Here is a 22,111-nt window from a genome sequence, read left to right as displayed (position 1 = left end):
AGCCCGCTCCCACAAGATGTATGCATGGCTGGAAAGGTGCACAAATCTTGTGGGAGCGGGCTTGTCCCGCGAATGGGCTGCGCAGCGCCCCAATGCTTTAGATGGTCAACGTCCAGTCATAGTCGACAATCAGCGGCGCATGCTGCGAGAAGCGCGGCTGACGCGGCAGACGGGCGTTGCGCACGAAGCGACGCAGGCCCGGGGTGAGGATCTGGTAGTCGAAGCGATAGCCAAGGTTGAGCATCTCGGCCTGCTCGTTGTCCGGCCACCAGCTGTACTGGTCGCCCTCGCGGCTGACTTCGCGCAAGGCATCCACGTAGCCCATGTCGCCGGTGATCGCATCCATCCAGGCACGCTCTGGAGGCAGGAAGCCCGGGGACTGCTGGCTGTCACGCCAGTTCTTGATGTCGAGTTTCTGCTGCGCCACGTAGAACGAGCCGCAGTAGATGTATTCGCGACGCTTGCGACGCTGTTTGTCCAGGTACTTGGCGAAGTCGTCCATCAACTTGAATTTCTGATTCAAGTCTTCGTCGCCGTTCATGCCCGAAGGCAGCAGCAGGCTGGCAATACTGACTTTGTCGAAATCTGCTTGCAGATAACGCCCGTAGCGATCGGCTGTCTCGAAACCCAGGCCGGTGATGACTGCCTTGGGCTGCATGCGCGAATAGAGGGCCACGCCACCTTGGGCGGGAACCTCCGCGTCGCAGGCATAAAGGAAATAGCCATCGAGCTGGAAAGCTGGGTCGTCGAGTTCAAAGGCCGAGGCGCGGGTGTCCTGAAGACAGATGACGTCGGCATTCTGGGCTTGCAACCAGCTGAGCAAACCACGCTCGGCCGCAGCCTGAATGCCATTTACGTTCACACTGATGATCCGCATAAATGGCCCCATAAATCTCGTGCGTGTATGATACCCGAGCTCAACCCATTTAGCTAAATCCGTGGTGTCCGGGACTTTCCATGCAGCCGTATCAGCGCGACTTTATCCGTTTTGCCATCGATCGCGGGGTCCTGCGTTTCGGTGAATTCACCCTGAAATCGGGGCGTACCAGCCCGTATTTCTTCAATGCCGGCCTGTTCAACACCGGTTCCGCCCTGGCCCAGCTGGGGCGTTGCTACGCGGCAGCCATCGTCGACAGCAAGATCCCGTTCGACGTGCTGTTCGGCCCCGCCTACAAGGGCATTCCCCTGGCGGCGGCGACAGCGGTGGCGCTGGCCGAGCAGCATCAGCTCGACGTGCCATGGTGCTTCAACCGCAAGGAAGCCAAGGATCACGGCGAAGGCGGCAGCCTGGTCGGCGCTCCGCTGGCCGGTGACGTGTTGATCATCGACGACGTGATCACCGCTGGCACCGCCATCCGTGAGGTCATGCAGATCATCGATGCCCAGCAGGCCAAGGCCGCTGGCGTGCTGATCGCGCTGAACCGCGAGGAACGCGGTAACGGCGAGCTGTCGGCGATCCAGGAAGTGGAGCGCGACTTCGGCATTCCGGTGGTCAGCATCGTCTCGCTGACCCAGGTGTTGGAGTTCCTCGCCGACGATCCGCAGCTCAAGCAGCACCTGCCGGCCGTTGAGGCCTATCGGGCGCAGTACGGGATCTGATCCTGGCCCGGTAATGAAAAAGGCGACCTCTGCAGGTCGCCTTTTTCGTATCGTCTGTCCTGGCCTCTTCGCGGGCAAGCCCGCTCCCACAGGGTCATCCCTGCCCTTGAGTGCGGCGATGTCTCTGTGGAAGAGGTCTTGCTCAGTCGGTGCCGTACTTCGGCGATCGTGGGCCATACAGCAGCCCGCCGTTGGCATGGGGCGTCAGCAGTCGGGCGCTGGTCACGCCCGCGATCGGGTAGCCCGCGTCATCCTGCACGCTGCTGATGATCTGGTTCACCGCCGCAGTGATCAGCATGCCGATGATGCCGCCCTGGTTCTGCTGGTTCTCCTGGCTGGAGGCCGTGGCACTGCCGGTCCACAGGGTGGTGCCGGTCTTGAGGTCGATCAGCTTGGCGTTGGCAGTAACGATCGTGGCGCTGCTCAGCACCATGTAGCGCGTGCCATAGTCCGATACCGTCACGTACAGCCCGGCGTCGGCACCGAAGATCTCGCGCAGCTTGGCCGTTGGCAGCTGGTGGATGTCAGCCGGGGTGGTCATGCCGTTCTGGCGGAAGGTTTCATCCACCAGCGCCACGGGCATCACGTAATAGCCCGCTTCGGCCAGTGGGTAGGTGACCTGCGACAGCATGCTGTAGGTCGCCTTGACGTCCGGCGACTCGTTGAGCGGTGGCAGGATCAGGATCGATTTGGGGCGGGCCTGCTTGTAGGCCGAATAATCGATGGTCTTGCGCTCGGCGCAGCCCGCGAACAGAGCCAGCACGCAGGCGCCGACCAGCAATTGGGTGAGGCGTTTGATCATTGCTTGGCCCCTTTGCTGGCGTTGCTCATCAGAAAGTCCATGTACGCCGCCGATTCCGGGAACAGGGCTTTTTCGGTGCGAAACTGCTGCATCATCTGGTCATCCTTGCCCAAGCTGGAATACAGCAGGCCCAGTTGTGCGTGGTAGCCCGGCGGTACGGCGCCATTCTTGGCCTTGATCTTCTCCAGATCGCGCTCCAGCGCTGTGACCTGTTCCTCTTTCGACTCGCCCTTGAGGTAGCCATAGACCTGGGGCTGATAGCTTTCCCACTGGTACAGGGGTTTGGGCGCGTTGCAGCCGGCCAGCAGCAGGCTGCCCAGCAGGAGGCCGGCGCAGGCGCGCTTGGCCGGGAGGGTAATGCTCATGGGATGTCTTCCTTGAACAGGTGACTTAGTGCAGTTGCGGTTTCCATTGGCCGCTTTCCACGGCGCCGACCAGCTTGTTCACCGCCTCGCGCATGGCCAGGTCGAGGACCTTGCCATTGAGGGTCGAGTCATAGCTGGCGGTACCGCCGAAGCCGATGATCTCGCGGTTGGAGAGGGCATACTCGCCAGCACCCTGACTCGAATAGACGACCTCGGAGGTGCTGATGTTGACGATGTTCAGTGCCACCTTGGCATAGGCGATCTGGGTCTTGCCGCGGCCGAGGATACCGAACAGCTGATGGTCGCCGACTTCCTTGCGACCGAATTCGGTGACATCGCCGGTGACCACGAAGTCGGCGCCTTTGAGGCGTTGAGCCTGACCTTTGATGGCGGCTTCCTGCTGGATCTCGCTCATGTTGTCGCGGTCGAGCACGTTGAAGCGGTTGGTCTGCTGCAGGTGGGTGATCAGGATGGTCTTGGCCTGGCCGCCGAGGCGGTCGACGCCATCGGAGAAGATCCCACGCATGTAGCTGGAACGGTTGTCGAACTTGCCCACGGCGATGGGGGCACGCACGCCGCTGTAAGGGCGGTTGACGCTTTCGACCTGTTGCACCGCGACGGCAGTGGAGGTTTCGGTAGCACAGCCGGCGATCGACCCGAACGCAACGGCAGCTGCCAGCACGAGTCCTTGTGAAGCGTATTTCACGCGATATCTCCAATTAGGTAGATCTGGGTGTTGCGGGCAGGCATTTTGCCATGTTTGGAGCAAAAAAAACGCCGACAAGCCAACTCCGGTTTGTAGGAGTCGTCTTGCCGGCGATTGGGAATGGTGTCAGCTCGAGGGGTCAGCGCGGCTTGCGGTTGGTGATCAGAGTGCCCACGCCGCTGTCGGTGAAGATCTCCAGCAGCACCGCGTTGGGGACGCGACCGTCGATGATGTGCGAGCTGTTCACGCCGCCCTGGACGGCTTCCAGTGCGCACTTGATCTTCGGCAGCATGCCGCCGTAGATGGTGCCGTCGGCGATCAACTCGTTGACCTGCTCGGTGGTCAGGCCGGTCAGGACCTGGCCCTGCTTGTCCATCAGGCCGGCGATGTTGGTCAGCAGCATCAGTTTTTCGGCCTTCAGTGCCTCGGCCACCTTGCCCGCTACCAGGTCGGCGTTGATGTTGTACGACTCGCCGTCGGCACCCACGCCAATCGGCGCGATCACCGGGATGAAGTCGCCCTTGACCAGCATGTTGATCAGGTCGGTGTTGACGCTGACGACCTCGCCGACGTGACCGATATCGATGATTTCCGGTTGGGTCATCTCCGGGGTCTGACGGCTGACGGTGAGCTTGCGCGCACGGATCAGCTCGGCGTCCTTGCCGGTCAGGCCGATGGCGCTGCCGCCGTGGCGATTGATCAGGTTGACGATGTCCTTGTTGACCTGGCCGCCGAGGACCATCTCCACCACGTCCATGGTCGCGGCGTCGGTGACGCGCATGCCATCGATGAAGTGGCTCTCGATCGACAGACGGTTGAGCAGGTCACCGATCTGTGGGCCGCCGCCATGCACCACCACCGGGTTGATGCCCACGGCCTTCATCAGCACGATGTCGCGGGCGAAGCCGGTCTTGAGCTCCTCGCTCTCCATCGCGTTGCCGCCATACTTGATCACCAAGGTCTTGCCGACAAAGCGGCGAATGTAAGGCAGTGCTTCGGACAATACCTCGGCTACATGGGAGGCGGCATCGCGATCGAGGGTCATGCAGGGGCTCCTGTAAGGAACAGATAGTCGGTCAGAACGGCAGTTGCAGATCAGGGGCGACCCGCAGCAGCTGTGCGCGGAAAACATCCTGGATACGTTGCAATTCGGCGTCGCTGTCGGCCTCGAAGCGCAGCACCAGCACCGGCGTGGTGTTGGAGGCGCGTACCAGACCCCAGCCATGGGCATAGTCGACCCGCACACCGTCGATGGTGGTCAGGTTGGCATCGCCCCAGTCGGCGTCGCGTTGCAGTGCATCAATGATGCTGAATTTACCCTCGTCGGTCACATCAATGTTGATTTCCGGCGTGGAAATGTCGTTCGGGAACGCGGCGAACAGGCTTTCGGCGTCCTGGCTGGCCTTGCTGAGGATCTCCAGCAGGCGTGCGGCGCTGTAGATGCCGTCGTCGAAACCGTACCAGCGTTCCTTGATGAAGATATGGCCGCTCATCTCGCCGGCCAGCAGCGAGCCGGTCTGCTTCATCTTCTTCTTGATCAGCGAGTGACCTGTCTTCCACATCAGCGCGCGGCCGCCATGCTGCTCGATCAGCGGCGTGAGGCGACGGGTGCATTTGACGTCGAAGATGATTTCCGCGCCTGGGTTGCGAGCCAGCACGTCCTGGGCGAACAGCATCAGCAGGCGATCGGGGTAGACGATGCTGCCGGTGTTGGTCACGACGCCGACGCGGTCACCGTCGCCATCGAAGGCCAGGCCGATATCGGCGCTGGTTTCCTTGACCTTGGCGATCAGGTCTTCGAGGTTTTCCGGCTTGCCCGGGTCCGGGTGGTGGTTGGGGAAGTTGCCGTCCACCTCGCAGAACAGCGGGATGACTTCGCAACCCAGAGCCTCGATCAGCTGCGGGGCGATGACGCCAGCGGCGCCGTTGCCGCAGTCGACCACGACCTTGAGCTTCCTGGCCAGCTTGACGTCACCGACGATCTGCTGGAAGTAGCGGTCGAGGATCTCGACCTTTTCCACGCGGCCTTCGCCACGCGGCACGTCGTTGGTCTTGAGCCGGGTCAGCAGTGCCTGGATCTGCTCGTTGGCCAGGGTGTCGCCGGCGATGACGATCTTGAAGCCGTTGTAGTCCGACGGGTTGTGACTACCGGTGAGCATCACCCCGGACTTGCCGGCCAGCACGTTGGCTGCGTAGTACAGCGCGGGAGTCGGTACCAGGCCGACATCGCTGACCTGGCAACCGGCATCGGCCAGGCCCTTGATCAGTTGTTCGACCAGCATCGGGCCGGACAGGCGGCCGTCTCGGCCTACAGACACCTGAGGCTCACCCTGGGCCAGGCTTTGCGCGCCGATGGCGCGGCCGATCCAGTAGGCGGTTTCGCCATGCAGCGTCTTGCCGACCACGCCGCGGATGTCATATGCGCGGAAAATGCTGTCAGGCAGTGCGGGTACCAGCTGGGCCATGTCGTTCATCTCTTGGGGAGCTCCATTAGTCAAGGGCTGTCTGGGCAGGCGCAAACTGCACGCTTGGACGATGGTTTCGCCAGAGAGTTCGCCATCCATGACCCGAACGGTCGCTCGATCGGCTCAGTGGCTGCCGGAGTGACCGAAGCCGCCGGTGCCGCGTTGGCTCTCGTCGAACTGCTCGACGATGTCGAAGTGCGCTTGTACCACCGGTACCAGCACCAGCTGGGCGATGCGCTCGCCGACGGCGATGGTGAACGGCGTGGTCCCACGGTTCCAGCACGACACCATCAGTTCGCCCTGGTAGTCCGAGTCGATCAGGCCGACCAGGTTGCCGAGCACGATGCCGTGCTTGTGGCCCAGTCCCGAGCGCGGCAGGATCATGGCGGCCAGGCCCGGGTCGCCGATGTAGATCGACAGGCCGGTGGGGATCAGCAGGGTCTGGCCTGGCTCGAGAACGGTGTCTTCCTTGAGCAGGGCGCGCAGGTCTAGGCCTGCCGAGCCTGGCGTGGCGTACTGCGGCAGGGGGAATTCGGTACCCAGGCGCGGGTCGAGGATCTTGGCTTGAAGAGCGTGCATGTAACTATTGAACCTGGTTGAGCCGTTCGGCGATGAAGGCAACCAGCTGGCGGGCGATCTTGCCCTTGCTGGTCTGCGCAAAGAGGGTCTGGTGTTGCTCGCGGTCGATCACGGTCAGGGCGTTTTCCTCGCTGTTGAAGCCGATGCTGGGGTTGGCCACATCGTTGGCGACGATCAGGTCGAGGTTCTTGTCCTTGAGCTTGCGCGTAGCGTAATCGAGCAAGTGTTCGGTCTCGGCGGCGAAGCCGACGCTGAACGGGCGATCGGCACGGCCGGCAATGGTGGCAAGGATATCGGGATTGCGCACCATCTGCAGCAACATACCGTCACCGGTCGTAGGGTCTTTCTTGAGCTTTTGCGGGGCGACTACCTCGGGTCGGTAGTCCGCGACCGCCGCCGAAGCGATGAACAGGTCGCACGGCATGGCGGCTTCGCAGGCCGCGAGCATGTCCCGCGCGCTGACCACGTCGATACGGTTGACCCGATCGGGTGTCGGCAGGTGCACCGGGCCGGTGACCAGGGTCACCCGAGCACCGGCCTCGGCGGCCGCCTCGGCCAGGGCGAAGCCCATCTTTCCGGAGCTATGATTGGTGATGTAGCGCACCGGGTCGATGTTTTCCTGGGTCGGCCCGGCAGTGATCAGCACGTGCTTGCCGGTGAGTGCCTGGCGCTTGAAGCTTTCCGCAGCGCACCAGGCCAGGTCGGTGGCTTCGAGCATACGCCCCAGGCCGACGTCGCCACAGGCTTGGCTGCCGGACGCCGGGCCGAACACCTCAATACCACGGCTTTTCAGCAGATCGAGGTTGGCCTGGGTGGCCGGGTCGCGCCACATCGCCTGGTTCATCGCCGGGGCTATGGCCACGGTGGCGTCGGTCGCCAGCACCAGGGTGGTCAGCAGGTCATCGGCCATGCCTTGGGCAAGGCGCGCCATAAGGTCGGCGGTGGCGGGGGCGATGAGCACCAGGTCGGCCCACTTGGCCAGTTCGATGTGACCCATGGCCGCCTCGGCGGCAGGGTCGAGCAGGTCCATGTGCACCGGGTGACCGGACAACGCCTGCAGGGTCAGCGGGGTGATGAACTCGGCACCACCGCGGGTCATGACGACGCGCACCTGCGCGCCGTGCTCCAGGAGTCGGCGGATCAGCTCGGCGCTCTTGTAGGCGGCAATGCCACCCCCTACGCCGAGAACGATGCGCTTGCGATACAGCCGCTGCATAGGCTTGCCTTTTTCCAGTGAGAGCGGGCGGCGACGAAAGAACTGCCTGCGGCAGAACGTCGCATGTACGAGGCGAAATAGATTAACACAGGGCCCAAACGTGCCGCAGCAGGACCAGGGAGCAGGGGATGAATATCAGAGAATGGCCGGTTGAAGAGCGGCCGAGGGAGAAGTTGTTGCAGCGTGGGGTGGCGAGTCTTTCGGACGCGGAGTTGTTGGCGGTGTTTCTTGGCTCAGGAGTGCGCGGTCGCAATGTGGTGGAGCTGGCGCGAGGGCTGCTGGTGAAGTTCGGTGGCCTGCGCCAGCTGCTCGAGGCCGATCGGCAAGCCTTTCTCGGCGAGCTTGGCCTGGGGCCGGTGAGGTACGGCCAATTGCAGGCATTGCTTGAGATCGGGCGCAGGCACCTTGCGACCACCATCGAGCGCGAGTCGGTCATGGACAGTCCCGAGGCCGTGCGGCGGTATCTGAAGGCGATGTTGCGACACGAGGCCAGCGAGGTATTCGGCTGCCTGTTTCTCGACACCAAGCACAGGCCGCTGACGTTCGAAATCCTGTTCAGAGGCACCATAGACCGGGCCAGCGTCTATCCACGGGAGGTGGTGCGGCGTGCGCTGCTGCATAACGCGGCGGCACTGATCCTGTGTCACAACCATCCCTCGGGCAATAGCGAGCCGAGCCAGGATGACGTGCAACTGACACTGTCGTTGAAACGGGGGTTGGGGTTGATCGATGTGCGGGTGCTCGATCACATCATCATTGGGGATGGGGAGCCGTTGTCGATGGTCGAGCAAGGGTGGGTGGTGGCCTAGGATCTTACGCGATCTGAGCCGGCCTCTTCGCGGGCAAGCCCGCTCCCACAGGGACAGCAAGGCGGGTGCGGTACCTGGGGGAGCGGGCTTGCCCGCGAAGAGGCCGGTGCAGGTTTCAGCGGGTTGTCGAAACCTTGCTCAAATCCAACCGCCCGAACGGACTCACCTGATACCCCTCGACCCCCTTGCGCAGCAACGTCGCGGCAGTCGGGTGCGCCAGCGGCACCCACAGCGCCTGCTGCTGGATCAGCGTCTGGGCTTGCTGGTACAGCCGGCTGCGCACGCTCTGGTCATTGGTCGTACGCCCGGCGCTGATCAACTGATCCAGGCGACTGTCGCAGAACCGTGCGAAGTTGGTCCCCGACTTCACCGCTGCGCAGGAAAACTGCGGGCTGAGGAAGTTGTCCGGGTCGCCGTTGTCACCGGCCCAGCCCATGAACAGCAGGTCATGCTCGCCGGCCTTGGCGCGGCGGATCAGCTCGCCCCATTCGATCACACGGATTTCAGCCTTGATACCGATCTTGTCCAGGTCCGCCTGAAGCATCTGCGCGCCCAGGCTAGGGTTGGGGTTGAGCAGGCTACCCGATGGGCGGGTCCAGATCGTGGTACTGAAGCCATCGGGCAGACCGGCCTTGGCCAGCAAGGCCTTGGCCTTGGTCAGATTCAGCGGGTAACCAGGCAGGTCCTTGGCGTAACTCCAGGTGTTGGGCGGATAGGGGCCGTTGGCTGCAATGGCCTTGCCCTGAAACACGGCCTTGAGGTAGGCGTCCTTGTCGAAGGCGAGGTTGATCGCCTGGCGTACCTCGGGCTTGTCCAAGGGTGGATGTTCGCTGTTGATGGCGACGAAGGCCGTCATGAAGGCCGGGGTCTGGGCGACCTTCAGGTCGCTGTCCTTGGCGGCCTCCGCGATGTCCAGCGGCTTGGGCGAAAGGGCCAGGTCGCATTCGCCGCGCTTGAGCTTCTGCAGGCGTACATTGGCGTCGGTGGTGATGGCGAAGATCAGGGGGTCGACCGCCGGCTTGCCGGCGAAATAGTCCGGGTTGGCGCGGTAGCGCACTACCGCGTCCTTCTGGAAGCGCTGGAAGACGAACGGCCCGGTGCCCACTGGCTGGCTGTTGAGCTTTTCCGGAGTGCCGGCCTTGAGCAACTTGTCGGCGTACTCGGCCGAGTAGATCGAGGCGAAGCCCATGCTCAGGGTGGCGAGGAAGGTGGCGTCGGCATGGTTCAGGGTGAATCGCACGGTCTGCGGGTCCGGCGCTTCGATCGCCTTGATCAGGCTGCCGAGTTGCAGCGACTGGGCATGGGGATAGCCACCGGGTGCGGTCTTGTGCCAGGCGTGGGCCGGGTAGAGCATGCGCTGGAAGCTGAACAGCACGTCGTCGGCGTTCAGTTCACGGGTCGGCTTGAAATAGCCGGTGGTGTGGAATTTCACCCCGTCGCGTAGCTTGAAATCATAGGTCAGGCCGTCGGCGGAGACGCTCCAGCTCTGTGCCAGGCTCGGCACCACCTTGCCTTGGGCGGCATCGAACTCGACCAGGCGGTTCATCAAGACGTCCGCCGAGGCGTTGGTGGTGGTCAGCGAGTTGTACTGGACCACGTCGAAGCCCTCGGGGCTGGCTTCGCTGCACACTTTCAGGGGGGCGGCCTGGGCGATGCCTGCGGCGAGCAACGAGGTGAACAATAAGGAAAGGGCGGCGGCGCGCATCGGAGCTCCTTGGTGGGTCAGTGACCTATCTGACCGGTGCAGTCGGTAAACGTCCTACCCTAGTGTGGGATAAGGCAAATGACCACATCCTTTTTTACGAAACTGGCGACGAGTGGTCGACTCTTGGGGAGGCCTGCCGCTATGCTGGGCGGCGCGTTCGACCTGCGGGCCGGGATGCCGGAAATGGCAACGGGCAATATCACGACATGTTGTTGTGGCGTAGTCTTTCTGGTATAAAGCAGCGCTCTTTTCTAGGGGCTCGGCCTGTCGCATCAGCGGATCCGGTCGGTAAGACCTCCAGAATCACGGCGCCTGGCGCCAAAGACTGAGAGATTAAGCGGCCAACCCATGCCGGGTTGGGCATGTGGTTTTAGAGGGCTGAGTCATGTCGAGAGTCTGTCAAGTTACTGGTAAGGGTCCAGTAACCGGGAACAACATTTCCCACGCAAACAACAAAACCCGTCGTCGTTTCCTGCCGAACCTGCAGCACCACCGTTTCTGGGTTGAGTCCGAGAAGCGTTTCGTGCGTCTGCGCGTTTCTGCCAAAGGCATGCGCGTCATTGACAAGCGTGGTATCGACGTAGTGCTGGCCGAGCTGCGTGCTCGCGGCGAAAAGTTCTAAGGAGAACGTCATGCGTGAATTGATCCGTCTGGTTTCGAGTGCTGGCACTGGCCACTTCTACACCACCGACAAGAACAAGCGCACCACTCCGGACAAAATCGAGATCAAGAAATACGATCCCGTTGTTCGTAAGCACGTGGTGTACAAGGAAGCCAAGATCAAGTAATTGATCGGCGACCTAAAAAAAGCCCGCATCCGCAAGGACGCGGGTTTTTTTTTGCGCATGAAAAAGGCGCCTCGAAAGGCGCCTCTTCGTCCCGGCGGGGACTTATTGGATTTTCAGGCCGGTGATGATGCCATTGTCATCGACGATGATCATCACGCGATCCCCGCGGATGTCACGGGTGGTGATGTCGTTCGGGCCTGCAGCCGTGGCCAGCCCGGTCAGCTCGAGAATGTAAGGCTTGACGGTTTCGACGTAGCAGCTGGCAATGACGTGACGGGCTGGGGCGAGGATATCGGTGGTCATGGTGTTTCTCCTTGAGTGGTGTCCGAGATGGACGCCACGATGATCCAGTGACTGCCTCGCTGCCTGGCGTTAACCGGATACCGCCCCGCCGATCGATCATTTGCTCTCGAACATCACATAGATCTTGCGGCAAGGCTCCAGCACCTCCCAGGTGCCCTTGAAGCCGGCCGGGATGACAAATCGATCGCCCGCGCGCAAGGTCTTGGCGTTGTCCTGCTCGTCGCGCAGCACGGAGACGCCCTGGACGATCTCGCAATACTCATGCTCGGTGTAGTTCACCGTCCATTGGCCCACCTCGCCTTCCCACACGCCTGCAGCAAACTGACCGCAGGGGCTCGAGTAGTGGTTGTAGACGGCCTGGTCAGGTTCGCCCTTGAGGATTTTTTCTGCCGCCGGCCGGTAGCGTTCGGCTTGTGTCAGGACCTGGGCGAAGTCGATGATGCTGTCGATACTCATGGTGCGGCTCCTGTTGATTGTTTAATAAAATGCACATCAGTAGGCTTTTGAGCCGTTCGTGTCAAATATATTGATAGTTTACACAGGCTGGTTTAGGGTATCGCGTGCCAGTGTGCGCTCGTCGCCCGGCCAGAATTCTGACAACGCCTGTGAGTCCTCAGTGCGGCGTTGCACCTAAACAAGAGGAGGAGTTTCGTATGACCACCCTGACTCGTGCAGACTGGGAACAGCGTGCCCAGCAACTGAAGATCGAAGGCCGTGCCTTCATCAACGGCGAATACACCGATGCCGTCTCCGGTGAAACCTTCGACTGCCTGAGCCCGGTCGACGGACGCTTCCTGGCCAAGGTCGCCAGCTGCGACCTGGCCGATGCCAACCGGGCCGTGGAAAACGCCCGTGCCACCTTCGACTCCGGCGTCTGGTCGCAACTGGCACCCGCTAAACGCAAGGCCAAGCTGATTCGTTTCGCCGACCTGCTGCGCAAGAACGTCGAAGAGCTGGCGCTGCTCGAGACCCTGGACATGGGCAAGCCGATCAGCGACTCCTCCAGCATCGACGTTCCGGGCGCGGCCAACGCCATTCACTGGACCGCCGAAGCCATCGACAAAGTCTACGACGAAGTCGCCCCGACCCCACACGACCAGCTGGGCCTGGTCACCCGTGAAGCGGTCGGCGTGGTCGGTGCCATCGTACCGTGGAACTTCCCACTGCTGATGGCCTGCTGGAAACTCGGCCCGGCCCTGGCCACGGGTAACTCCGTGGTGCTCAAACCGTCCGAGAAATCCCCGCTGACCGCCATTCGCATCGCCCAGCTGGCCATCGAAGCCGGCATCCCGGCGGGCGTGCTGAACGTGCTGCCAGGCTACGGCCACACTGTCGGCAAGGCCCTGGCCCTGCACATGGACGTCGATACCCTGGTGTTCACCGGCTCGACCAAGATCGCCAAGCAACTGATGGTCTACGCCGGCGAATCGAACATGAAGCGCATCTGGCTGGAAGCCGGCGGCAAGAGCCCGAACATCGTCTTCGCCGACGCGCCGGACCTGCAGGCCGCTGCCGAAGCCGCTGCCAGCGCCATCGCCTTCAACCAGGGCGAAGTGTGCACCGCCGGTTCCCGCCTGCTGGTCGAGCGCTCGATCAAGGACAAGTTCCTGCCCATGGTGGTCGAGGCCCTGAAAGGCTGGAAGCCAGGCAACCCGCTGGATCCACAGACCACCGTCGGTGCTCTGGTCGACACCCAGCAGATGAACACCGTGCTGTCGTACATCGACGCCGGCCACAAGGATGGCGCCAAACTGCTGGCCGGTGGCAAGCGCACCCTGGAAGAAACCGGTGGCACCTACGTCGAACCGACCATCTTCGACGGTGTGACCAACGCCATGAAGATCGCCCAGGAAGAAATCTTCGGCCCAGTGCTGTCGGTGATCGCCTTCGACACCGCCGAAGAAGCCATCGCCATTGCCAACGATACCCCGTATGGTCTGGCCGCAGGCATCTGGACTTCGGACATCTCCAAAGCCCACAAGACTGCGCGTGCCGTGCGCGCGGGCAGCGTCTGGGTCAACCAGTACGACGGCGGCGACATGACCGCGCCGTTCGGCGGCTTCAAGCAGTCGGGCAACGGCCGTGACAAGTCGCTGCACGCCCTGGAGAAGTACACCGAGCTGAAGGCGACCTGGATCAAGCTGTAAGTCGCTGGGGCCGCTTTGCGGCCCATTCGCGGGACAAGCCCGCTCCCACAGGTTCTCCACGACTTTCGATGCCGGTGGTAAATCTGTGGGAGCGGGCTTGTCCCGCGAATGGACCTGGAAAAATCTGCCTGGGAGGCCGCTATGCGTTGGGGAACCTACTTTGCCGTGCTGGCGTCGGTGCTCAGTGTCGGGCTCGCGCTCGGCGTGAGCATGCCGCTGGTGTCCTTGCGCCTGGAGGGGTGGGGCTACGGCGGGTTCGCCATTGGCGTGATGGCGGCGATGCCGGCCATCGGCGTGCTGGTCGGTGCCAGCCTGGCCAGCCGCCTGGCAGGTTGGGTCGGCGTGCCTGCCGCGATGCGCCTGTGCCTGTGGGGCGGGGCGCTGTCGATCGGCCTGCTGGCGTTGCTGCCGAGCTACCCGCTGTGGTTGGCGCTGCGCCTGCTGATCGGTATGTCGCTGACCGTCGTGTTCATCCTCGGCGAGAGCTGGATCAACCAGCTGGTGGTCGAGCAATGGCGCGGGCGCCTGGTGGCGCTCTACGGCAGCAGTTACGCCCTGAGCCAACTGGCCGGACCTTTGGTGCTGGGCTTTCTCGGCTCCGACGATGACTTCGGCTTCTGGGCAGCGACCGGCCTGCTGATGCTGGCCCCCTTGCTGTTGCTGGGCCGCGGCGGGGCACCGAGCACGGAAGCGTGCAGCGTGACCTTCGGCGACCTGTTCGGCTTCTGCCGACGGCTGCCGGTGATCGCCTGGGCCATCGCCCTGTTCGCCGCGTTCGAGGCGATGATCCTCACCCTGCTGCCGGTGTACTGCCTGCAACAGGGCTTCAGCACGGAAATCGCGCTGTTCATGGTCAGTACCGTGGTGGTCGGCGATGCGGTACTGCAGTTACCGATCGGTGCCCTGGCCGACCGCATGTCGCGGCGCACCTTGTTCACAGGCTGCGCGGTAGCGTTGCTGGGCTCCAGTCTGGCGATCCCGTTGTTACTGCACACGCTGGTGATCTGGCCGCTATGGGTGCTGTTCGGGGCCAGTGCCGGCGGCCTGTTCACCTTGTCGCTGGTGTTGATCGGCGAGCGTTACCGGGATGATGCGCTGGTGCGCGCCAACGCCCATGTGGCGCAGCTGTGGGGCATCGGTTGCCTGCTCGGGCCGCTGCTGGCCGGGGCTGGCAGCCAGTGGATCAGCGGCCATGCGCTGCTGTGGCTGATGGCGGCTGGGGCTGCGGGATTGGTGGTTTTGACCCAGCGGCGCGGAGCGTTCGAGCCAGTATCAGCCTGACGGCCCATGGGGCCGCTATGCGTACCCCCGGCTACAGCATCTTCTCCAGGCCGACCGCCTTGCTCACCCAGGCGTTGAACCGACGCCACAGCCCGCCCGGTTCGGACGTCAGCATGTGACGGTGGCCATCGTCCTCGGTGACCCAGACCAACTTGCCTTCCACCAGCTTCACTTGGTAGCTACGCGCCGGGGCCATGCCCTGCAGTGCCAGCTCGCGGGTGTATTCGGCCAGCTCCGGGCTGTCTACCATCACCCCCACCTCGGTGTTCCACAGTACCGAACGCGGGTCGAAGTTGAAGGAGCCGATGAAGGTCTTGCGTCGATCCAGCACGATGGCCTTGCTGTGCAGGCTCGAATCGGAGCTTCCGTGCCAGCTCAGTCGCCCTGCGCTGGGGTCACCGGGTTGGCGGCGCAGCTCGAACAACTGCACGCCATGTTTGAGCAGTGCCCGCCGATACGGCGCGTAGCCACCGTGTACGGCCGGCACGTCGGTCGCTTCCAGCGAGTTGGTCAGCAGCTTCACCGAGGTGCCCCGGTCGGCGCGGCCGGTGAGATACAGCAACCCCGATTCACCAGGAACGAAATAAGCGGAGACCATGATCAGTTCCCGGTTGACGCTGTTCAGGTCCGGCGCCAATTGTCGGGTCATCAGCAGCGCAGGGTCCGGCTCATCCTCGGCCAGGACCTTGCTGGGCGCATCCCACAAGGCCTGGCTGTGCGCCCAGATCAGTTCGTTGCGCCAGACATCCAGATGGGGTCGCGACTGGTAAGCCATCAACCGATCGTACAGGGCCTTGCGCTGGGTACGCGCCTCGGCCAGGGAGACCTCCAGTCGACGACGACTGTCGTGCAGGTCGGCAAGGGTGGGTTTGTGCCAGAGAAATTCACCGATCGGACGGCTCAGGGCGCTGTTCCAGTACTGATCGAAGCTGTGTCCGAGCTGCTCGGCCACCGGGCCTACACCCAGCAGGTCGATGTCGGTGAAGTTGAGGTTGGGTTCTGCGTCGAAATACTCGTCACCGAGGTTGCGTCCGCCGACGATGGCCATGGCGCTGTCCACCAGGAACAACTTGTTGTGCATGCGCCGATGCTGGCGCGAGAGGTTGAACAACCGGCCCATGGCCCGTGTGGCGCCGGTGCTGCGGCCCAGATGCAGCGGGTTGAACAGGCGGATATGGATGTTGGGGTGGGCATCGAGGGTGCCGATCAGGGTGTCCAGGCCGTCGCTGGTGGTGTCGTCGAGCAGGATACGGATGCGCACGCCACGGTCGGCGGCGCGCAGCAGCTCATGGACCAGGGCCCGGGTACTGAGGCCGTCGTGGACGATGTAGTACTGCAGGTCGATGCTCGACTGGGCGTTGCGGATCAGCTCGGCCCTTGCGCGGAATGCTTCGTTGCTGTTGGGCAGCAGGCGAAACCCCGATTGCCCTTGGTAAGGGGCGGCCTGGCGCAATACCGAGCGACCAAGGGACGAGTCACTGGCGGCCAGGGCCTGGCTGACCGTGCGCGGGCCGTCGGTGCTGGCGCAGCCGCCCAGGGCAAGCAGCAGTGCCAGCAGAAGAGGCAGAGCTCGCTGGAATCTCAAGGTTTCATGGTCCTGTGCGGCACGGTCTTGGGAGGTTGGACTGTCGGGAGGGGCGCAAAGTTACGCCTGGTTTGCATCTTGCTCCAGTAGACGAAGGGCGGTTTCGCCGACCTTGCGCACCGCATCCTCGATCTGCGCGCTGGGCCGTGCCGCGAAATTCATGCGCAGGCAATGGCGGAACTTGCCCGAAGCCGAGAAGATGCTGCCCACGGCGACCTGCACACCTTGCTCAAGTAAAGCGCGGTTCAGGCGCAGCGTGTCGAAATGTTCAGGTAGTTCCACCCACAGCATGAACCCGCCCTGGGGCCGACTCATGCGGGTACCGGCAGGAAAGTAACGTGTCACCCAGTCGCTCATCAGGTCACGGCTGCGTTGGTATTGGCTGCGCATGCGGCGCACGTGCGGTTGGTAGTGCCCGCCCTGGATGAAGTCGGCGATCGCCAGTTGTGGCTGGCTGGCAGTGCTGCCGGTGCTGATGTACTTCATGTGCAGCACTCGCTCCAGGTAGCGACCGGGGGCGACCCAGCCGATGCGCAAACCGGGAGCCAAGGTCTTGGAGAACGAACTGCAGAGCAGCACGCGGCCGTCTTCGTCGAACGACTTCAGGGTACGTGGGCGCGGGTAGGTATAGGCCAGGTCGCCATACACATCGTCCTCTAGAATCGCCACGTCGTAGCGTTGCGCCAGGTTGAGCAGGGCCTTCTTGCGAGCCTCGGGCATGATGTAGCCCAGGGGGTTGTTGCAGCTCGGAGTGATCTGGATGAGCTTGATCGGCCACTGCTCGAGCGCCAGTTCCAAGGCCTCGAGACTGACCCCGGTGACCGGGTCGGTGGGGATCTCCAGGGCCTTCATGCCCAGTCCCTTGAGGGTCTGCATGGCACCGTGGAAGCTGGGCGAATCCACCGCGACGATATCGCCTGGCTCGCACACCGCGCGGATGCTGCACGACAGCGCTTCGTGGCAGCCGGTGGTCACCACCAGATCGGCCGCACCCAGGCGGCAGCCGGAGTCGAGCATCAAGCGGGCGATCTGTTCGCGCAGGGCCAGGTTGCCGTGGATGTTGTCGTAGTACAGGCCAGGCATGTCCTGACGCCGGCTGAGTTGGGCCAGGCTGCGCAGCAGCGGCTTGAGGGTAGGGCTGTCGATATCGGGCATGCCGCGGCCGAGCTGGATCACGTCCTGGCGCGGGGTGCTGCGTACCAGGTCCAGCACCTGTTCCCACTGGGAGATGTCCACCGGGCGCTGGACCGGGCGGCTGACCGCGGGCAGGGCGGGCAGGTGTCGATGCTCGCAGACGAAGTAGCCGGACTTCGGCCGGGGCGCGACCATGCCGCTGTCCTCGAGCATGCGGTAGGCCTGCTGCACGGTGCTCAGGCTGACGCCGTGCTCGACGCTCAGGGCACGTACCGATGGCAGGCGCTGGCCGGGGCGGTAGAGACCTTGCTCGATACGGGCGCCGAGCAGCTCGGCGAGGTTGAGATAGAGCGTCACGGCAGACTCCTGCGCGGTATGTGGGTGTCGACCAGTACAGATACGCTGAAAATCCGCCATTCAGCTGTTAGATAGCCCGTTCTGTATGGGAATAATAGGCTGATTTTGGATCTGTATTGAAGCATCTGTCGGCGGCATGCTTTCCCCACGGTATCAACTGAACGTGAGGATGCAGTGATGGGTGGCATGAGTGATGTGCGCTTGCAGCTGTTGGCCAAGGAACTGGAGGCCGGACAGCGGAATCAGGTCTTCGACGCGCCGGCCGGGTTCGGACGCTGGGCCCTCATGCTGCACCGCTGGCACACCCGCAGGGCATTGTTGGAGCTCACGGAAGACCAACTGCGTGATATCGGAATCACCCGTGAGCGTGCCTGGGAGGAGGGGCGTAAGCCGTTCTGGAAAGAATGAGGGCCAAGAGGCCCTAGGCCAGTTCCTTGAGCCGGTGCCAGAGCATGCCCAGCGCCAGCAGCGGCGAGCGCAGGTGCTTGCCGCCGGGGAAGGTGATGTGCGGCACCTTGGCGAACAGGTCGAAGCGCCCGCTTTCCTGGCCGCTGATCGCCTCGCCGAGCAGCCGTGCGGCCAGGTGCGTGGCGTTCAGTCCGTGGCCCGCGTAGGCCTGGGCGTAATAGACGTTGGGCTGGCTGGCCAGGCGGCCGATCTGCGGCAGGCGATTGGCGCCGATGCCGATCATGCCGCCCCACTGGTAGTCGATGCGCACGTCGGCCAGTTGCGGGAACACCTTGAGCATCTTCGGTCGCATGTAGCTGGCGATGTCCTTCGGGTCACGGCCCGAATAATGGCAGGCACCGCCGAACAGCAATCGGTGGTCGGCAGACAGGCGATAGTAGTCCAGGGCCACGCGCTGGTCACACACTGCCATGTTCTGCGGCAGCAGTTGGCGTGCACGTTCCTCGCCCAGTGGCTCGGTGGCGATGATGTAGCTGCCGGCTGGCAGCACCTTGCCGCCCAGTTCGCGGTCGAGGCCATTGAGGTAGGCGTTGCAGCACAGCACCAGGGTCTGGGCCCGCACCCGGCCCTGGGCGGTATGCACCTGCACTTGCGGGCCGTGGTCGATACGCGTGACCTCGGACTGCTCGAACAGCTTCACGCCCAGGCGGCTGGCCAGGGCCGCTTCGCCCAGGGCCAGGTTGAGCGGGTGCAGGTGGCCCGAGCCCATGTCGATCAGGCCGCCGACATAACGGTCAGAGCCGACCACGCTGTGAATGTCGTCCTGGCCGACCAGCCGCACTTCGTGGCGATAGCCCAGGCTGCGCAGTTCCTCTGCATCCTCGGCGAAGCCTTTCAGTTCGGCGGGCTTGTTGGCAAGGTCGCAGTAGCCCCAGGTCAGGTCGCAGGCGATGGCGTGGCGTTCGACGCGCTCACGCACGATGTCCACGGCTTCCAGGCCCATCCGCTTCAGGCTGTGCACGCCTTGCTCGCCGATCACCGGCAGGAACTGCTCAAGGCCGTGGCCTACGCCACGGATCAGTTGCCCGCCATTGCGCCCGCTGGCACCCCAGCCGAGCTTGCGGGCTTCCAGCAGCACGACCGAGAAGCCGCGCTCGGCCAGTTCGATGGCGGTGTTCAGGCCGGAATAGCCGCCGCCGACGATGCACACGTCGGCGACGTGTTCGCCTTGCAGGAAGGAATGGTCCGGGTGTGGCGCGCTGCTGGCGGCGTAGTAGGAGGCGGCGTGCTGCGCGCTGTGGGTCATGGGGCGGACCTGCTGGCTGTGGGCTGAGGGAGGGAGGATAAGCCGGGGTTGGGAGAGCGGCAACCGGCGAGCGCTGCGTCCTCGTTCGCGGGCTCATCGGGGCGCCGGACCACCGCGAATGGGCCTATAATCCAGGCAAATTCCCAGCGCTGTACCTGCCATGCCCTGCAACCGCCACAAGATCCACTTCCTGCGCGAGCTCATTCCCTCCTTCGAGTGCGAGCCCGGCTGCCACGACTGCTGCGGCCCGGTCACCACTTCTGCCGAGGAAATGGCCCGATTGCCGCGCAAATCGCAGGCCGAACAGGACGCGGCCCTGGAACGTCTGGACTGCGTACACCTGGGGGCCAACGGCTGCACGGTGTACGAAGAGCGCCCGATGATCTGCCGTCTGTTCGGCACCACCCCGCGCCTGGCCTGCCCACGTGGCCGTGGCCCGGAGCAGCCGATCGAGCCCGAGGCCGAACAGCTGGTGCACCAGTTCATCGCCAGCACTCGCCAAGTGCTGGTCTGAATCAGTCCGGAATCGGCAGGCAGAGGCTTTCCTTGACCTCTTCCATGACGATGTAGCTCTTCGATTCGCGCACGTGCGGCAGCTTCAGCAGGATGTCGCCGAGCAGCTTGCGGTACGACGCCATCTCCGAAATGCGCGCTTTCACCAGGTAGTCGAAGTCGCCCGACACCAGGTGGCATTCCAGTACATGGGGCAGCTTGAGCACCGCGCGGCGGAATTCCTCGAAGGTATCGCCCGACTTGTAGTCCAGGCTGATTTCCACGAACACCAACAGGCTGCCCTTGAGGTGCTGGGGGTTCAGCCGGGCGTTGTAGCCCATGATGATGCCCTCGCGTTCCAGGCGGCGGACGCGCTCGGTGCAGGGGGTGGTGGACAGCCCAACTTTCTCGCCCAGTTCGGTGAAGGAAATACGCCCGTCGTTCTGCAGGATGCGCAGGATGTTGCGGTCGATCTTGTCCAGTTCACGCTTGCTCTGGTGCTGGGTTCTCATAGGGGATGCCCCTCCGTGAAAGGCGATTTTGCCGAGAATTCTCGCCAATAATAGGCTTTTATATAGTGAATTGCACTGGGCCTGTCTTTTTATACTGCGCCCATCCATGCCATTTCAATAAACAGGCCGTGTAGCCGGTGCGAGGATTAGACGATGCGAGTTCTGGTATTAGGTAGCGGTGTCATCGGGACCGCCAGTGCCTATTATCTGGCGCGACAAGGTTTCGAAGTCACGGTGGTCGACCGTCAGCCAGCGGTCGCCATGGAAACCAGCTTTGCCAACGCCGGCCAGATCTCGCCCGGCTACGCCTCGCCCTGGGCTGCACCGGGTGTGCCGCTCAAGGCCATCAAGTGGCTGCTCGAGCGCCATGCGCCACTGGCCATCAAGCTCACCGGCGACGTCGACCAGTACCTGTGGATGGCGCAGATGCTGCGCAACTGCACCGCCAGCCGCTACGCGGTGAACAAGGAGCGCATGGTGCGCCTGTCCGAGTACAGCCGCGACTGCCTCGACGAACTGCGCCGCGAAACCGGTATCGCCTACGAAAGCCGCACCCTGGGCACCACCCAGCTGTTCCGTACCCAGGCGCAAGTGGATGCCGCGGCCAAGGACATCGCCGTGCTCGAACAGTCCGGCGTGCCCTACGAACTGCTCGACCGTGACGGCATCGCCCGCGTCGAACCGGCCTTGGCCGGGGTCAAGGATATCCTCGCCGGCGCTCTGCGGCTGCCCAACGACCAGACCGGCGACTGCCAGATGTTCACCACAAAGCTGGCTGAAATGGCCATCAAGCTGGGTGTCGAGTTCCGTTTCGGCCAGGACATCCAACGCCTGGACTTCGCCGGTGATCGCATCAATGGCGTCTGGATCGACGGCAAGCTGGAAACCGCCGACCGCTACGTGCTGGCGTTGGGCAGCTACTCGCCGCAGATGCTCAAGCCCCTGGGCATCCGTGCGCCGGTGTACCCGCTCAAGGGCTACTCGCTGACCGTGCCGATCACCAATGCCGACATGGCACCGACCTCGACCATTCTCGACGAGACCTACAAGGTTGCCATCACCCGTTTCGACAACCGCATCCGCGTCGGCGGCATGGCCGAGATCGCGGGCTTCGACCTTTCGCTGAACCCGCGTCGGCGCGAAACGCTGGAGATGATCGTCAACGACCTTTATCCTCGCGGCGGCGATCTGAGTCAGGCCAGTTTCTGGACCGGCTTGCGTCCCGCCACCCCGGACGGCACGCCGATCGTGGGCGCAACCGCGTTCCGCAACCTGTTCCTCAACACCGGTCACGGCACGTTGGGTTGGACCATGGCGTGCGGTTCCGGTCGCCTGCTGGCGGACCTGATTGCGCGCAAGAAGCCGCAGATCAGTGCCCAAGGGCTGGACATCTCGCGGTATGGCAATGAGCGGGAAGTGGCCAAGCACGGTCGGACCGAGCCTGCCCACCAGCAGTAAGGTCGTCTGTACCGGCCTCTTCGCGGGCAAGCCCGCTCCCACAGGTACCGCGCAACCTGTGGGTCTGCGCAAACCCTGTGGGAGCGGGCTTGCC

The 22,111-nt window shown here is 63.4% G+C and carries 24 protein-coding genes; 9 read left to right on the top strand and 15 right to left on the bottom strand.

The window, feature by feature from the left end; translation table 11 throughout:
- Positions 1–97: 97 nt before the first annotated feature.
- Complete coding sequence (locus tag E2H86_RS05315) at positions 98–877, bottom strand: exodeoxyribonuclease III (protein WP_008091582.1); 780 nt, start codon at positions 875–877, stop codon at positions 98–100.
- Positions 878–957: 80 nt separating this feature from the next.
- Here E2H86_RS05315 and pyrE point away from each other — a divergent pair, with 80 nt between their 5' ends.
- Positions 958–1,599 carry an orotate phosphoribosyltransferase gene (gene pyrE, locus E2H86_RS05310; RefSeq protein WP_133325461.1) on the top strand — a complete coding sequence of 214 codons (642 nt, stop codon included), beginning with the start codon at positions 958–960 and terminating at the stop codon, positions 1,597–1,599.
- 142 nt (positions 1,600–1,741) lie between these two features.
- Here the strand turns inward: pyrE and E2H86_RS05305 are convergent, their stop codons facing one another.
- The 7 genes from E2H86_RS05305 to coaBC all read right to left on the bottom strand — a co-directional run bounded on the left by E2H86_RS05305 (position 1,742) and on the right by coaBC (position 7,732).
- A complete protein-coding gene (locus E2H86_RS05305; protein ID WP_133325459.1) occupies positions 1,742–2,401 on the bottom strand; it encodes a DUF799 domain-containing protein in 660 nt (219 codons plus the stop codon).
- Complete coding sequence (locus E2H86_RS05300; protein WP_133325457.1) at positions 2,398–2,766, bottom strand: DUF4810 domain-containing protein; 369 nt, start codon at positions 2,764–2,766, stop codon at positions 2,398–2,400. Before E2H86_RS05300 ends, E2H86_RS05305 begins: the two co-directional genes overlap by 4 nt.
- A 25-nt stretch (positions 2,767–2,791) precedes the next feature.
- Entirely contained in the window at positions 2,792–3,472 is a 681-nt protein-coding gene (locus E2H86_RS05295) for a CsgG/HfaB family protein (protein ID WP_133325455.1), read from the bottom strand.
- Positions 3,473–3,611: 139 nt separating this feature from the next.
- Positions 3,612–4,517 (bottom strand): acetylglutamate kinase, encoded by a 906-nt coding sequence (gene argB / locus E2H86_RS05290; protein ID WP_133325453.1) that lies wholly within the window; start codon positions 4,515–4,517, stop codon positions 3,612–3,614.
- A 31-nt stretch (positions 4,518–4,548) separates the two neighbouring features.
- The gene (locus E2H86_RS05285; protein WP_133325451.1) at positions 4,549–5,946 is read right to left on the bottom strand and encodes a phosphomannomutase/phosphoglucomutase; all 1,398 of its coding nucleotides are present in this window, start codon (positions 5,944–5,946) and stop codon (positions 4,549–4,551) included.
- A 114-nt stretch (positions 5,947–6,060) separates the two neighbouring features.
- Positions 6,061–6,516, bottom strand: a complete 456-nt coding sequence (dut, locus tag E2H86_RS05280; protein WP_133325449.1) for a dUTP diphosphatase — start codon at positions 6,514–6,516, stop codon at positions 6,061–6,063.
- Between the two features lie 4 nt (positions 6,517–6,520).
- The gene (gene coaBC / locus E2H86_RS05275) at positions 6,521–7,732 is read right to left on the bottom strand and encodes a bifunctional phosphopantothenoylcysteine decarboxylase/phosphopantothenate--cysteine ligase CoaBC (RefSeq protein WP_133325447.1); all 1,212 of its coding nucleotides are present in this window, start codon (positions 7,730–7,732) and stop codon (positions 6,521–6,523) included.
- Between the two features lie 128 nt (positions 7,733–7,860).
- On the opposite strand from coaBC, the gene radC reads away from it, so the two are divergent.
- On the top strand, positions 7,861–8,541 hold the full coding sequence (radC, locus tag E2H86_RS05270) for a RadC family protein (RefSeq protein ID WP_133325445.1): 681 nt from the start codon (positions 7,861–7,863) through the stop codon (positions 8,539–8,541).
- Positions 8,542–8,656: 115 nt separating this feature from the next.
- On the opposite strand, the gene E2H86_RS05265 is transcribed toward radC, so the two are convergent.
- Complete coding sequence (locus tag E2H86_RS05265) at positions 8,657–10,246, bottom strand: ABC transporter substrate-binding protein (RefSeq protein WP_133325443.1); 1,590 nt, start codon at positions 10,244–10,246, stop codon at positions 8,657–8,659.
- Between the two features lie 385 nt (positions 10,247–10,631).
- Here E2H86_RS05265 and rpmB point away from each other — a divergent pair, with 385 nt between their 5' ends.
- A complete protein-coding gene (gene rpmB, locus E2H86_RS05260; protein ID WP_003258972.1) occupies positions 10,632–10,868 on the top strand; it encodes a 50S ribosomal protein L28 in 237 nt (78 codons plus the stop codon).
- A gap of 10 nt (positions 10,869–10,878) precedes the next feature.
- Positions 10,879–11,034, top strand: coding sequence for a 50S ribosomal protein L33 (rpmG, locus tag E2H86_RS05255; RefSeq protein WP_003253507.1), 156 nt, complete (start codon positions 10,879–10,881; stop codon positions 11,032–11,034).
- A 102-nt stretch (positions 11,035–11,136) separates the two neighbouring features.
- On the opposite strand, the gene E2H86_RS05250 is transcribed toward rpmG, so the two are convergent.
- Together E2H86_RS05250 and E2H86_RS05245 are read right to left on the bottom strand one after the other, a co-directional pair.
- On the bottom strand, positions 11,137–11,337 hold the full coding sequence (locus E2H86_RS05250) for a hypothetical protein (RefSeq protein ID WP_133325441.1): 201 nt from the start codon (positions 11,335–11,337) through the stop codon (positions 11,137–11,139).
- 96 nt (positions 11,338–11,433) lie between these two features.
- Positions 11,434–11,793: a cupin domain-containing protein gene (locus E2H86_RS05245; RefSeq protein WP_133325439.1), complete on the bottom strand. Its 360-nt coding sequence runs from the start codon at positions 11,791–11,793 to the stop codon at positions 11,434–11,436.
- 197 nt (positions 11,794–11,990) lie between these two features.
- Between E2H86_RS05245 and E2H86_RS05240 the strand changes: the two genes are divergently transcribed.
- Both E2H86_RS05240 and E2H86_RS05235 read left to right on the top strand, forming a co-directional pair.
- Positions 11,991–13,484 carry an aldehyde dehydrogenase gene (locus tag E2H86_RS05240; protein ID WP_133325437.1) on the top strand — a complete coding sequence of 498 codons (1,494 nt, stop codon included), beginning with the start codon at positions 11,991–11,993 and terminating at the stop codon, positions 13,482–13,484.
- Between the two features lie 141 nt (positions 13,485–13,625).
- Positions 13,626–14,765 (top strand): MFS transporter, encoded by a 1,140-nt coding sequence (locus E2H86_RS05235; protein WP_133325435.1) that lies wholly within the window; start codon positions 13,626–13,628, stop codon positions 14,763–14,765.
- 31 nt (positions 14,766–14,796) lie between these two features.
- Here E2H86_RS05235 and E2H86_RS05230 read toward each other — a convergent pair whose 3' ends face one another.
- Positions 14,797–16,350, bottom strand: coding sequence for a phospholipase D family protein (locus E2H86_RS05230; RefSeq protein ID WP_133325433.1), 1,554 nt, complete (start codon positions 16,348–16,350; stop codon positions 14,797–14,799).
- A gap of 60 nt (positions 16,351–16,410) precedes the next feature.
- On the bottom strand, positions 16,411–17,841 hold the full coding sequence (locus E2H86_RS05225; RefSeq protein WP_165976033.1) for an aminotransferase-like domain-containing protein: 1,431 nt from the start codon (positions 17,839–17,841) through the stop codon (positions 16,411–16,413).
- Between the two features lie 177 nt (positions 17,842–18,018).
- Here E2H86_RS05225 and E2H86_RS05220 point away from each other — a divergent pair, with 177 nt between their 5' ends.
- A complete protein-coding gene (locus tag E2H86_RS05220) occupies positions 18,019–18,249 on the top strand; it encodes a DUF1127 domain-containing protein (RefSeq protein ID WP_133325429.1) in 231 nt (76 codons plus the stop codon).
- 13 nt (positions 18,250–18,262) lie between these two features.
- On the opposite strand, the gene E2H86_RS05215 is transcribed toward E2H86_RS05220, so the two are convergent.
- On the bottom strand, positions 18,263–19,555 hold the full coding sequence (locus tag E2H86_RS05215) for an NAD(P)/FAD-dependent oxidoreductase (RefSeq protein ID WP_133325427.1): 1,293 nt from the start codon (positions 19,553–19,555) through the stop codon (positions 18,263–18,265).
- A gap of 160 nt (positions 19,556–19,715) precedes the next feature.
- On the opposite strand from E2H86_RS05215, the gene E2H86_RS05210 reads away from it, so the two are divergent.
- Entirely contained in the window at positions 19,716–20,069 is a 354-nt protein-coding gene (locus tag E2H86_RS05210; RefSeq protein ID WP_133325425.1) for a YkgJ family cysteine cluster protein, read from the top strand.
- Between the two features lies 1 nt (position 20,070).
- On the opposite strand, the gene dadR is transcribed toward E2H86_RS05210, so the two are convergent.
- A complete protein-coding gene (dadR, locus tag E2H86_RS05205) occupies positions 20,071–20,559 on the bottom strand; it encodes a transcriptional regulator DadR (protein ID WP_003258963.1) in 489 nt (162 codons plus the stop codon).
- Between the two features lie 153 nt (positions 20,560–20,712).
- Here dadR and dadA point away from each other — a divergent pair, with 153 nt between their 5' ends.
- Positions 20,713–22,017, top strand: a complete 1,305-nt coding sequence (dadA, locus tag E2H86_RS05200) for a D-amino acid dehydrogenase (RefSeq protein ID WP_133325423.1) — start codon at positions 20,713–20,715, stop codon at positions 22,015–22,017.
- Positions 22,018–22,111: the final 94 nt, after the last annotated feature.

Origin of the sequence: Pseudomonas putida (genome assembly GCF_004357765.1) — a bacterium.
In the GTDB taxonomy this organism is placed as follows: Bacteria; Pseudomonadota; Gammaproteobacteria; order Pseudomonadales; family Pseudomonadaceae; genus Aquipseudomonas; species Aquipseudomonas putida_U.
This window is presented reverse-complemented; position numbering and strand designations above follow the sequence as displayed.